Source organism: Nocardia aurea (genome assembly GCF_003123685.1).
Taxonomy (GTDB): Bacteria; Actinomycetota; Actinomycetes; order Mycobacteriales; family Mycobacteriaceae; genus Nocardia; species Nocardia aurea.
Genome location: NZ_QCYJ01000021.1, coordinates 505,254 through 517,866, shown reverse-complemented (window position 1 = coordinate 517,866; position 12,613 = coordinate 505,254). Strand labels below are relative to the sequence as shown.

Below are 12,613 nucleotides of genomic sequence, written 5' to 3'. Positions count from 1 at the left end.
GAGTTCTGCCTCTTCATCGCGCGGCCTCGGCCAAGGAGTCCTCGGCGGGGGCCGCGTGCTGTCGGCGGGTGAGCCGAACCAGCACCGGATCGGGGGTATTGGAGATCTCGGGGTTCTCACGCACCCGCAGGCCGTTCACCAGTTCGATGTCGTAGCGCGACAACAACATCGCGAGGCCGACCCGCACCTCCACCAGGGCCATGTGCTGGCCGACGCACAGGTGCGCGCCCCAGCCGAAGGGGAAATAGCGGAACGGCGGACGCGCGCGGGCACGTTCCCTGGTGAAACGCTCGGGATCGAAGGTGAGCGGCGATTCCCAGAAATCGGGGAATCGGTGGTTCACGAAGGGGCTGATCACCACGATCGCCCCCGGTTCCAGATCGAAGGTGTCGAAACTGTCGGGTTCGATCGCGGTGCGGCTGAACGCCCACGCGGGCGGGTGCAGACGCATGGCCTCGTCGACGCAGCGCCCGGTCGATTCGAGTGCGGGCAGGGCGTTCTCGATCGCGGTGACGCTCAGCGTCGTGTCGATCTCGTCGCGCACCCGCGCCAGCACCGCGGGGTTGCGGCACAGCTCGTAGACCGTCCAGGCCAGCGCGCCGCCGGTGGTCTCGTGCCCGGCCAGCAGGAAGGTGAGGACCTCGTGGCGCAGTTGTTCGTCGTCCATGGCGTGACCGGCGTCGTCGCGGGCGGCCAGCAACCTGGCGAGCAGGGAATGAGCCTGTTCCCCCTCGGTATCGCGATTGCCCGCGATGACGTCGTCGACCACCCGGTGCAGACGCGCGAGCACGCCGCGGAATCGGCGGTTCGCCGGGGTGGGCAGGCCGGGCGGCAGCTGGATCGGCGCGGCCATGTGGCGCATCACCCAGTCCACCCCGTCGCGGACGTCGTCCTCGATCTGGGGCAGGATGCCGTCGATTTCGGCGCCCATCACCGCGCGGCACACCACGTCGGCCGCGAATCCCATCACCTCGGGCACCAGATCGAACGGTGCGCCCTCCGCGGCGCGGGCGTCGAGGCGTTCGAGCATGCGCTGCCCGCACGCGACCATGAGCGGGATCTCGGCGTCGACATGCCTGCGCCCGAACGCCGGTTTGATCAGCGCGCGCTGACGTTTCCACAGTTCGCCACCGCTGGTCAGCAGACCGGGCCCGAGCAGGTGATTCAGGCTCTGGTAGCTGATGCCCTTGCGGTACTTGGCCGCGCCGGTCACGAGCACCTGGTCGATGTGATCGGGATCGACGAGCAGGTGCACGTGCTGGTTGGCCAGCCGCAACCGCACACTGCCCCGGTGGGCGACGGCCTGTTCGTAGAACAGCGTCAACGGATCGGACCGGTAGGCGGGGTAGAAACCCAGCGGATGCCGCGACGAGGGCCCCGTCAGCGTTCTCGGGCGCGCCCCGCTCATCCGGCTCCCCCGGCTCCGACCGGTTCCGGCACGGCGCGTTCGACGAACAGCGCGCGGGCCCGGGCCCGCTGTACCTTGCCGCTGGTCGTCTTGGGAATACTTCGCGGCGGCACCACCAGCACGTCGGCGGCGAGTATCCCGGTGCGCTTGCTGACCGCGACCCGGACCGCGCGCCGCAACTCGTCGTATTCGGCCGGGTCGACGGCCGATTCCACGATCAGGTACAGGTCCTCCGACAATCCGTCGGCATCGGCGTAGCCGACCGCTGCGGCTCCGCCGGGCCGCACACCGGGCACCGCCTCGGCGGCGATCTCGAAATCGGTGGGCAGGTAGTTCGCGCCTCTGATGATGATCAGATCCTTCTGCCTACCGGTGACCCGCAACCGGCCCGCGCGCAGATATCCGATATCGCCGGTGTCCCACCAGTCCTCGGCGTGCGACGACGCGGTCGCCTCCGGCAGCCGGAAGTAGCCCACCGTGGTCGACGGACCGCGGAACTGGATGCGTCCGACCACATCCTCGGTGACCGGCAGGTTGTCGCCGTCGACGATCCGCACCTCGGTGCCGAGCACCGGCTCGCCGCAATCGACGATCTGCATCGCGTCCGGATCATCGACGTCGACATCGGCGACCAGCCCGTCCGCGGTGAGCGCGCGCCGCGAGATCGAGTCGAAGGCGACCGGTGCGTGCGGACGGGAAACCGTCACGGCCAGTGACGCTTCCGCCATGCCGTAGCAGGGCACGAGCGCGTCCTCCGGCAGTCCCCACGCCGTGAAACGATCGACGAAACGCTGCACCGTGGGGGCGTGGATCGGCTCGGCGCCGCAGAACAGGAAGCGCCAGCTCGACAGGTCGACCCCGGCCATCTCCTCGTCGGTGACCCTGGCCGCGGCGTATCCGTAGGCGAAATTCGGTGCGGCGGTGAATGTCCCGCGATACCGGCCGACCGCGCGCAGCCAGTCGCCCGGTTTGCGCAGGAATCGGCTCGGCGGCATCACCACCGCGTCGTTGGCGGTGAAGACGGGGGTGAGGAATCCTCCGATCAGCCCCATGTCGTGGTGCAGGGGCAGCCAGCCGACCCAGGTGTCGCCGATATCCATCGACGCGGCCAGCGCGATCTGCTCGCAGTTGGCGGCCAGATTGGCGTGGGTGATCTGCACGCCCTTCGGGGTTCCGGTGGAACCGGAGGTCGACTGGATGAAGGCGATATCGCCGGGTTCGGGAAACCGGGGCGCGACGGCGGGCGACGTCGGCGAGACGGCCGATCCGTGCAGCGACGCGCTGTCGAGCGCCGTGACGTCGGCGCCGAGTTCGGCCGCTTCGAGCACACCCGCCGAGGCGATCACCGCCTTCGGTTCCAGGTAGGCCGCCAATCTGCGGAATTTGTCGTAGAACAGGTCCGACGAACCGAATCCGCCCGGCGTGGCGACCGCGGTCGGCACCGCGCCGAGTACCAGCGCACCGAAGAACGCGGTCACGAATTCCGGTGAGGTGGGCAGACACAGCATCACCCGGTCACCCGGCCGCACCCCGGCGCTCGCCAGTGCCGCGGCCGACCGGCAGGCCGCCGCCGCGAGCGCGTCGTGGCGCCAACGGATATCGTCGGCCGCGCTGTCACCGACGCGTTCGGGGGCGAAGATCGTCGACGGCGCCTGTGCTCCCCGTTCGGCGTTCGCGAACAGCGCGTGCACGATGCTCGGATGCCGGGGCCGCAGGGCGCTCACGAGTCGTCCCGGACGTAGGCGACGATGTCGTCGACGGTGTTCAATCGCGACGCGGCGTCCTCGGGGATCTCGATGCCGAACGCCTGCTCCAGCTGGATGGTCAACTCGATAGCGGTCGGTGAGTCGAGGCCGTAATCGATGAGCGGCGCGGCGGCGCGGATGTCGTCCGCGGCGACCCACAGCACCTCGCCGACGATGGCACGGACCCGTGACTCGATCTCGGCGGTGGAACGGGTTTGTGCACTCATCCGAAGAGTTTTCCTTCCCTCACGCAGGCGCGAACCGACTCGTCCAGATCGACGCCGTCTGCGGTGTCGATGCGATGGAATCCGATCTCGGGGAATGCCGAGGCCAGGGTGTCGCGAACCCGCAGGTATCCCTCGCGCAGCATCGCCAGACGCTCCGCCGTCTCGTGCGCCTCCTCCATGCCCTCGCCGGATCGCCGCGCGCATCGGACCGCGGCCTGCTCGGGCGGAACATCGAGCCAGAGCACGGCATCGGGCAGGGTCGTGCGGAACCGGGCCGCGAATCCGGCGACCGACGCCGTGATATCGCGTCCGACCAGATCGGCGATCTCCGACAGCAGCGACCAGATGTCGCGCGCGCTGCCCAATCGCGCCGCCTGGCTGTGCTGCCAGGCCAGAATGTCGTCGAATGTTCCTGGTCGATGCCGCTCCAGCACCGCCGCGATCTCGTGTTCGCGGTCGTGACCGTTCCAATCCGGCCCGGCCAGCGCCACGTACAGCGGTCCGTAGACCTGGAGTTCGATCAGCGGATGACGTTCGAACACCAGCACATCCGGAGACCAGGTATCGAGGAAATGCCGCTCCACCGGACCGAACAGCGTCATCTGCAAATACATGGCCGTCGCCTTCATCTCCAGGCTGGAGATCTCGTCGCATCCGACGCTGAAGGCCTTGAGCTGCGTGGACAACTCGGTGAGCGGGACATCACGGGTGTTGTGGAAATCCGGGCAGGTCATGGCGGCGAAGGCATCGGGATCCCCGGTCGGTGCGAGTTCACGCAACCGGGCCATGACCGAGGACTTGCCCGCGCCGTCGATACCGACGATGGCGACGCGGCGGGTCATCGGTCGTCCTCCCGCAACTGCGCGAGGATGTCCTTGGTGATGGCGGCGGGCGCGTCGGTGCCGTCCAGCCGCACCCAGCCCAGTTCCGAGGACAGCGCCTCCAGCGCCTCGTGGCTCTGCTGCTGGAAGTCCAGGAACGCCTTCTCGTCGCCGTAGCCGCTCTCGTAGTCGCTGCGCAATTGCTTGCGGCCCAACGCGTCCTGCGGACTGAGGGTCAGATAGAAGGTGCGATCCGGTTCCGGGAATCCCGCGGTGAGCTGACGCAGCACCGTCGGATCGCCGCCGTGGGCGACCTCGGTGGCGTAGTACTTGTACCAGTAGGCGTTGGCGAGCATGATGTCGACGCCGCGCGCCGAGGCGAGGTCGAAGGACAGCTGCATCGCGTGGAAAAGGAAGTGCGCCCGGCTCAGCGGCGACAGGATCTTGAGGTAGCCGTAGATCTCCGAGGGGTTGCGCCACGGCAGTTTCGAGGAGACCTTCGGATCGAGGAAAGCGTCCCAGATGGTCACCGCGGCGACACTCTGGCCCTGTGCCTCGAATTCCGCGGCGATCCTGGCGACCTGCGTGGTCTTGCCGGAGCCGTCGGCCCCCGCGATGCAGATCAGGCGCTTGCGTGCGGTCAGTTTCTCATCCCTTCTCGGTGCCGGTCGGACGGCGTCTCCCGAGGACGCGGGGGCGGGTTCGGGTAGTGCCGTCACCGGTCGCGTCGTGGTCCGCGCGGTAACGGTCGACGCGGCGGCGGCGCTACCCGCCATGGCGGGAACACGTTCCGCCGCAAGTTCTTCCACAGTGTCGGAGGTCGGCGCGGTGAGACCGGTGCCTGTCGTCTCCTCCGGTGGCCCGTCCGGAGCCCGGGTCGGTGCGGATCGCGATTCGATCCTGCTCTGCTGTGGGACAACGTCTTCCGGGGATTCCGGAGGATCCGTGGTTTCCAGTACCGAGATCACACCGGCGCGGCCGTCGACGCGGACGCGTTGTCCGGAGCGGATCGCCGTCGTCGCGCCCGCGACGTTCAGCACGGCGGGGATGCCGTACTCGCGGCCGATCACCGCGGCGTGGGACAGCATGCCGCCGACCTCGGTCACCACGGCGGCCACCAGGCCCAGGGCGGGTGTCCATCCGGGATCGGTGAAGCGGGTGACGAGGATATCGCCCTCGCGCAATTGTTCGATATCGGCCAGCGAGGTGATCACCCGCGCGGTGCCCTCGGCGACGCCCGGGCTGCACCCGAGTCCGGTCAGATCGCCGTCGCCGATGTCACGGACCGCACCGACCGTCACGCCACCGCCGAGTTCGTGCGGCGGGACGAGATCGCGGTAGCCGGCGTACATCGCGCCGCGATAGGCGATGGCGTCGGCCAGTTCGGCCACTTCGACCCGACCCGAGACCAGATCGCTCAGTTCGTGGATGGTCAGCTGGAATACGTCGTCGGCGCTGTCGAGCGTGCCCGCCGCGGCGAGGCGGACACCGGCCTCGACGACATAGGCGCGCACGATCGCGTAGCACTGCGAGGAGAATTCGCGCATCCGTTCCCGCGCGACCAGATACCGCCGCATCCGGTCGACGTTCTTGTCCAGGCCCTTGGCGAATTTCATCCGCACCAGCGGCTTGGCCCGCACCCTGGCCCGGACCGCCGCGAATTCGTCCTCGTAGCGTTTGCGCTGATCCACCAGCGACACATCGGGATCCGCGGGCGGGGTGCCGTGATCGAGCATGATCGAGATCATCGAGCGCACTCGCTCGGGCGATTCCGACCAGCGCGGGCAGGTCAGATCCAGTTCGGCGTCGGCGTGGAAGCCCTGTTCGGCGAGGAATTCCGCCAGCGCAGCATCCCATTCGGCGCTGTCGAGGCCGTGGTCACGGGCCACACCGTGCAGGACGACGATCGCCCGCTGCAACTGCATGTGGCTGATATCGGCCAGTCCGCCCATCAGGTCGATGGCCGATGTCGTACCGCCGGTCGCGGCGTCGACCTTGTCCAGCGCCTGCTTGAAATCGGTTTGCACACTGGAGTTGTTGTAGATGGTGGTGAAGTAGGTGCGTTCGGTGACGGCGTGGAAGGTCAGCAGGCAGTCGGCGAGGTCGGTGGCGAAAGTCGCCTCGTCGGTCTGTGCCAGATCGCGCACCCGGGTCCGCCATCCCGCGTATTTCGCGGGCCATTCCGCCGCGAACGCGTCGACCGCCGCGAGCTGATCGCGGTAGCTCTGCTGCACCGCGACCGCCGCGGGCAGCGCCCTGGCGATGGTCTTGGCGTTGGTCGGCGTGCGGTGCGGACCGTCGGCGCCGTATTCGTTCAGCACGCCGAGGTCGTCGTCGAAATGCTGTTCGTCGAAACCGGGAATCTTGAAGAAGCACTGCTTGACCGCACTGACATTCCAGTAGGCGCGGCCGTAGTACATGGCCATCCAGTCCGGTTCGACTCCGGGATCGGCCAGTTTGAGCCGCTGGAAGAACGCCTGCATCGAATACTGGAAGGCGTTGTCGTACAGGGAGAACATCAGCGGGGTGCAGACGCGGGCCGAGACGCCGCCGTCGCGCAGATCGGCGTCGGAGAACTGATCGATATCGGTGCGCCAACCGATGGCGGTGATGGCACGGGACTGGAGCAACCACAACTTGCCCGCGCCGTCGATGGCCCATTCGATGTCCTGGGGCCGGTGCCGGAAGGCCTGCACCGCCAGCATCAGGGCGGCCAATCCGGTCGTCGCCGTCGGCTCGAGGTCGATATCCTCACCGCCCGCGTCCCGATCGACGACACTGCCGTCGACCAGCCGCAGCGTGTACCGCGTCGGCGTCACGTGGCCCGAGACCAGTCGCTCCCCCAGTCCGGCACAGGATTCCACGATCGCCTGGTCCTCGTTGCCGCTGAGCGCGTCGATGCTGAAACCCACACCGGCGTAACGGGCATCGACCATGCGCTGCACGAGCACGGCCACCGACGCCGTCGCCTCGGTGTAGCCGTGTTTGGCCAGATAGGTCCGGACACGGTCGTTGTGCACCGAATCCCGGCACTCGGTGATGTGGCCGCGCAGCGCGGTCACGTCGGCGATGTCCAGGTACGACTCGTATTGTCCGGCGAAACTGGCGTCGTCGAGATCTTCCAGCACCCCGCTCGAGCGCGCGGCGACCGGGAAACCGCCGACCGCCTGCACCCAGCGGGTGAGGTCGTCGTCGGTGACCTCGTCGAGGTCCAGATCGGCGGGCAGGACGAACCCCGGCGGCACCTCGAAACCCGCCGCGACGAGTTCGTGCAGGGTAGCGGCCTTGCCGCCGGCTCGTTCGGGGACGAAATCGGGCGCGCCGAGAAACATCGGCGCGAGTATCGGACTGTCGGACACGATGGGGGCTCCTGTCGGAAGCAGAACCGGGCGTACCTCGTGGCGTGCCGCCAACTCGCGGGCCGCCCTGACACCCGCGACGGTCAGTCCGCCGTAGGAGGGACTGACCGTCCCCGGCTCGAAACCGAGAAGCAGGGTTTCGGCCATGCACGCGTAGACGACACCGGCGGGCAGACCGGTTTCGGGAAAGGGAGGGGTCTGGCCGAGCGGAAGCGCCATGCGGCCGCCGGAGACCAGCGTGACGCCGGGCAGATCGGCGACGTCCGGATGCACGTCACCCGGGACGGCCAGATCGTAGACCAGCACCGAGTGATCGGTGGCGAGCAGATCCGGAGTCAGCGGTGGCACAGCGGAATTCGTCGCGGTCAGCACGATATGGCATTCGCGCAGCACGGTGAGGTCCTCGCTGATCTCCAGCACACCGGGGCCGGTCACGCCCGCGAGGTCGGCGGCGACCTTGCGCAACCGCCTGGCCGATCCCGGCCTGCCGACCAGGACCACCGAATCGGCGAGCGGCGCGATCAATTCCGCCATCACCGCGCCGATATTGCCGAGCGCGCCGAGTATTCCGACGCGGCGCTGCCCCGGCGCCAGTCGTTCCAGCTCACTGCGCACCACCTCGAAGGCGCACGCGGCGGTGAGCGAGTTTCCCGACGTCACCGTGACGGCGTCCTCGACCACATCGCGGGAGGCGTTGGTGACGATCGAGGTGTAGCCGCCGAGTCCGATGACCGACGCGCCGAGGGTGATCGCCTGTTCGACGCCTTCCAGCACCAGATCGCGCAGCCAGGCCCGGTGCCCGGCCCGTTGGCATTCGATGATCTGCTCGGCCGAGATCGGAACCGCGATCAGGCAGACCTCGACGGTAGCGCCGGTCGGCGAGGTGACCAGTTGCCTGGTGAGTTCGAACGGTTCGGCCACGCCGCGCAATCGCTCGAACAGCGCCGCGAACTGCTCGTCGGACCATTCGGCGAGTTCGGGCGCGAATCTGCGCAGGTCCGCCGCTTCGGGCAGATTGGCCAGGAAGACGACCCGGTTCGGCGCGTCCCACGCTCTGGCGACCTCCGGCAGCCGCCGTGGCGACGGCGATTTCTCCTCCGGCACCGGCCAACTCGTCTCGGCGGGCACCGCGAGATGCGCGAGCAGAGTGGCCAGATCGCCACGGTGCAGCAGGGCGGCGAGTTCGTCGAGCGCGTTCTCGACCCGGACCATATCCGCTTCGGACAGGAAGGCCGAAGGCTGGATACGCAGGGTGGTCGGCGCGGACAGCGTCGGCAGCATGCGGATCCGATGGGTGTGCAGCAGATAGCCCGCCACCACGTAGCCGAACATGTCGGGGTCGCAGATCTCGCGCAGCAGTGCCGATTCCGGTGTCGGCGGCAGGATTTCGATGCCCTGGAGCAGGCCGCGTCCACGCACGCCCGCGATGACACGCGGCCACCGGCTCGCGATCGCGTCGAGCCGCGCACGCAGCCGCGCACCGGCATCGGAGATGCGGATCTGGTTGTCGTGCAACAGGTCGAGCGCGGCTTCGGCGACCGCGCAGGACAGTTCGTCGTCGGCGAACGTGGACGTGTGATAGCGACCGAAATCGGAGACCGACGCGGCCCGGTCGACCAGCAGGGCCGAGATCTTCATCAAGCCACCGCCGAGCGATTTCGACAGCAGGTAGTAATCCGCCGTGACCCCCGAGGGCGCCGAGGCGAGAAAAGTTCCCGTCCGTCCCATACCGCACTGGATCTCGTCGAAGACCAGCGCCGCCGAATGCCGGTCGGCCAGCGCGCGCAACGCGGCCAAGGTTTCGACGGGAACTTCGCGCACGCCGCCCTCGCCCTGGATCGGCTCGGCGAAGACCGCGGCGATCGGCGAGACCGATGTCTGAGACATCGAGGGCCTGCCCGCGCCGTCCACCGTGATTCGATACACGGTGCGCAGTTCCGCGGCGAACGCGCGCCCGACAGCGTCGGGCGACCAGTCCGCGAGCCGGTGTCGTTCCGGGCCGGGAACGATGAGATCCGCAGGTGTGTCGGCCTGTTCGGTCAACGCGAAGGCGCCCGCGGACTTCCCGTGGAACGCGTTGGCCAGCGAAAGGTACACCGGTCCCCTGGCCTCGACCGCATCGATGACACGCAGCGAATCCTCGAGGATTTCCGCGGTCGACAGGTTCGCGACATCGCCGAGCGCGGGCACCGTCCCAGTCGCCGTGAACGGACGCACCGTGTCCAGGCCGTCGCGACGTACCCGGCGCAGCGCCCGCCGCAGTTCGGTCCTGAGGTCGGCGAGACGTCGCGCGTGTGCCACCGCGGCATGTCGCACCGCGGCCTCGACCGCGTCGGCACCGGTCGATCCGAGGGTCACCACGTAGTCCCGACCGGTCGTCGACCCCACCAGTTCGGAGAGTCTTCTGGCCAGACGCGCGGCCCCCGGCCGAATGCTGCCCTGGGACACGAAGGGGTGCTGTTGGTTCAACCGGGCCGTCGCCACACGCACCAGCGCCGGGTGATTATGGCCGAAAAGCGCAGCTCCGAAGCCTCCGACCAGGTCGAGGACGCGGGTGCCGTCGACCCCGATCAGGTGATCGCCCTCCGCGCCCGCGTACACCACGTCCAGGTGACACGCGCGAAGCAACCGCGCCAGCCCGGGACGATTGTGCCGGGCGAAATCGTCGAACAGTTCCCGCGTCACGTCCGGTTCCCCGGGGACTCGGGCCGTGATCTGTCGCGCTATCGATGCCACGGACCCTATGCCCCGACCTCGGTGGGACTGCGGTACTTCGCCGAAACACAGTCGATCACGTCACGCGCGGTATGGAGCGTGGCGACCTCTTCGTCGAGCAGCTCGACACCGAAGGCGCGCTCGAGTTCGATCACGATTTCGGCGGATCGCACGGAGTCCAGGCCATAGTCCAGCAATGGCGTGTCGACATCTATGTATGCCACCTGAAGTCCGGCGCGGAAGAGTTCCCCGACGCGCTCGGTAATTTCATCGGACACGATTATTTTCCCCCTCCGGCTACCTCGGAGCCCACCGATTCCGCGGCGGGCACTACACCTGCGACGGCGGTGCCCGACGCGGGAAGAAACACGAATAATCCCTGGTCGATGCATGATTCAACGCCACTCGAGACTGCGATCACTTGCCCTCCGGAATCAACAACCGAGACTGTCATGCGTCATATCTCGTCACTTCACGCACCTGTCAGCGATCACAGTTGCGCCATGTCCCAATCTGTACACCGCAGATCAAATGTCTGCAATTCCAAATGTGCTGGCGGACAGCATCTCTCAACGAGAAGCAAGTGTGTGGCTATCTTTTCGACCGAATGTGATGCGTCACGCCATCACTTTGCGTCGGACACATGGACGCAACGCGTCCCAGACACTCTCCCCAATGAATTGGGGGCATCTTTATTTCGGGACACCAAGCACCCGAGGACGCGAGGAGTTCCGATTATCGGAAACCGCGCTGTTCACGGTCAGTTCATCGCACCGTAGGGTGGATACCAAAAACCAACTCCTCGGTATTTAAATCAGAAAATTGGAGGTACCACAGCTACCAGGGGAATTACAATTTGTTAACGGTGTTTTTACTATCGAGAAGAGGGTTCCGGAGCGGTTCGAAACAGGCGGCAAACCATGTGTCCGGCAGGCAAATGTGACGCCTCTCATTACCGATCGGTAGACAGGGGCGCGTCGACGCGGACGAAGACTCCTCGAGACAGTTCCACTCTCGGACTCTCAGAACCACCCGAATCGATCCATTCCCCCCTCGCCACAGTTAGTGTGAATGCGTTGCACACTAATTTCAGGGGGCGGAAGGAGTCGTCAATGGCCGTCGATAGCTCGGCGCGACCGAGTCTTACCCTGTCGGGTAAGCCGATGTCGTCACCGCTGCAGGACATACGCACGCTGTCACGCCAGATGGTGGGCCACTTCGTGGAGAACGTGGTGCCCTGCGGAACGCTACCCGGAGACGCCATCACCGGCGACGTCACCGCGATCACCCGGGTCTGCCTGGAGTTCGCGATCAGCATGCTCGACGGCAAGGACATCCCCACCAAACTCCAGCGGCTCCAGGACGCCGCGGCGGGATGGGCACGCGAAGGTGTACCGATCGACACCATCCACCACTCGATCCACGAGGGGTTCAAGATGGGGCTCGACCTCGTCGTCTCGGGCGCCTCGATCAAGGACTACGACAACCTCGTCGTCGGCGCCAAGGCCGTGCTGGAGATGCTCGACCAGATCACCTCCGCCATCTCGGTGGCCTACGTGCGCGAACTGCGCTCGGTCGTCAGCGAACACCACACCGCGGTGCACACGCTGACCTCGGCGCTGCTCGGGGGACACAGCACATCGACCATGGCACGCGAATGCGGCATCGCCATCGCGGATTCCTACGCGGTGGTTGCGGTGGCGATTCCGCCGCATCGCGAGGAACACAATCCGGCGGTGGACAGCCAGGTGGTCGCACGCCGCAAACTCCGGCGGGTACAGGCCGAACTCGCGACCCGGTGCGGTAACAACGCGTTGTCGTTGCTCAGCGTGGACGGCGGCACCGTACTCGTACCGTCGGCCACCTTCGACAGCGCCGAACTCGACGCGCTGATCACCCAGTTGTCGCACGCGGCCCAGGTCGGCATCACCGCGACGATGATCGACGCGGCCCCCGCGCAGATCCCCGATGCCGCGGACCAGGCGCACGAACTCCTCGACATGGTGCAGCGACTCCAAGCCGTGCCCGGTATGTACCGCTTCGACGAGTTGGCGCTCGAATACCAGCTGACCCGCCCCGGCCCCGGCCGCGAATATCTCGGCTCCCTCCTCGATCCGCTGGACGCGCACCCCGAACTCCTCGAGACCTTGCAGCGCCACATCGCCAACAACCTCAACCGGCAGCGCACCGCCCGGGTCCTGCATGTGCACACCAACACCGTCGACTACCGGCTCAAACGGATCGGCCAGTTGACCGGATTCGACCCGTCACAGCCGTCCGGACTCTGGTACCTACGATCGGCCCTGGTCGCCCGCACCTATCGCGCATAACGGTGCGG

At 67.2% G+C, this 12,613-nt stretch carries 7 protein-coding genes; 1 reads left to right on the top strand and 6 read right to left on the bottom strand.

All coding sequences use genetic code 11. From position 1 onward, the window contains the following. Window positions 1-13: 13 nt before the first annotated feature. From DAT37_RS09855 to DAT37_RS09835, 6 genes are read right to left on the bottom strand one after another with little or no spacing between them, the layout of a single operon-like run. Window positions 14-1,408 carry a cytochrome P450 gene (locus DAT37_RS09855; protein WP_109524374.1) on the bottom strand — a complete coding sequence of 465 codons (1,395 nt, stop codon included), beginning with the start codon at window positions 1,406-1,408 and terminating at the stop codon, window positions 14-16. Next, complete coding sequence (locus DAT37_RS09850) at window positions 1,405-3,132, bottom strand: fatty acyl-AMP ligase (RefSeq protein WP_157978378.1); 1,728 nt, start codon at window positions 3,130-3,132, stop codon at window positions 1,405-1,407. The genes DAT37_RS09855 and DAT37_RS09850 overlap by 4 nt, the downstream gene beginning before the upstream one ends. After that, window positions 3,129-3,380 (bottom strand): acyl carrier protein, encoded by a 252-nt coding sequence (locus DAT37_RS43980; RefSeq protein ID WP_157978377.1) that lies wholly within the window; start codon window positions 3,378-3,380, stop codon window positions 3,129-3,131. The genes DAT37_RS09850 and DAT37_RS43980 overlap by 4 nt, the downstream gene beginning before the upstream one ends. Next, the gene (locus DAT37_RS43975) at window positions 3,377-4,222 is read right to left on the bottom strand and encodes a hypothetical protein (protein ID WP_157978376.1); all 846 of its coding nucleotides are present in this window, start codon (window positions 4,220-4,222) and stop codon (window positions 3,377-3,379) included. Before DAT37_RS43975 ends, DAT37_RS43980 begins: the two co-directional genes overlap by 4 nt. Next, the gene (locus tag DAT37_RS09840) at window positions 4,219-10,245 is read right to left on the bottom strand and encodes an aminotransferase class III-fold pyridoxal phosphate-dependent enzyme (RefSeq protein WP_157978375.1); all 6,027 of its coding nucleotides are present in this window, start codon (window positions 10,243-10,245) and stop codon (window positions 4,219-4,221) included. Before DAT37_RS09840 ends, DAT37_RS43975 begins: the two co-directional genes overlap by 4 nt. 56 nt (window positions 10,246-10,301) lie before the next feature. Continuing rightward, window positions 10,302-10,553: an acyl carrier protein gene (locus tag DAT37_RS09835; RefSeq protein ID WP_157978374.1), complete on the bottom strand. Its 252-nt coding sequence runs from the start codon at window positions 10,551-10,553 to the stop codon at window positions 10,302-10,304. An 834-nt stretch (window positions 10,554-11,387) separates the two neighbouring features. Here DAT37_RS09835 and DAT37_RS09830 point away from each other — a divergent pair. Continuing rightward, window positions 11,388-12,605: a PucR family transcriptional regulator gene (locus DAT37_RS09830; RefSeq protein ID WP_109524370.1), complete on the top strand. Its 1,218-nt coding sequence runs from the start codon at window positions 11,388-11,390 to the stop codon at window positions 12,603-12,605. Window positions 12,606-12,613: the final 8 nt, after the last annotated feature.

Bases quoted from the DNA above. Each gene is read 5' to 3' on its own strand.
- DAT37_RS09830 (WP_109524370.1), top strand. From the start codon at position 11,388: ATGGCCGTCGATAGCTCGGCGCGACCGAGTCTTACCCTGTCGGGTAAG.
- DAT37_RS43980 (WP_157978377.1), bottom strand. From the start codon at position 3,380: ATGAGTGCACAAACCCGTTCCACCGCCGAGATCGAGTCACGGGTCCGT.
- DAT37_RS43975 (WP_157978376.1), bottom strand. From the start codon at position 4,222: ATGACCCGCCGCGTCGCCATCGTCGGTATCGACGGCGCGGGCAAGTCC.
- DAT37_RS09855 (WP_109524374.1), bottom strand. From the start codon at position 1,408: ATGAGCGGGGCGCGCCCGAGAACGCTGACGGGGCCCTCGTCGCGGCAT.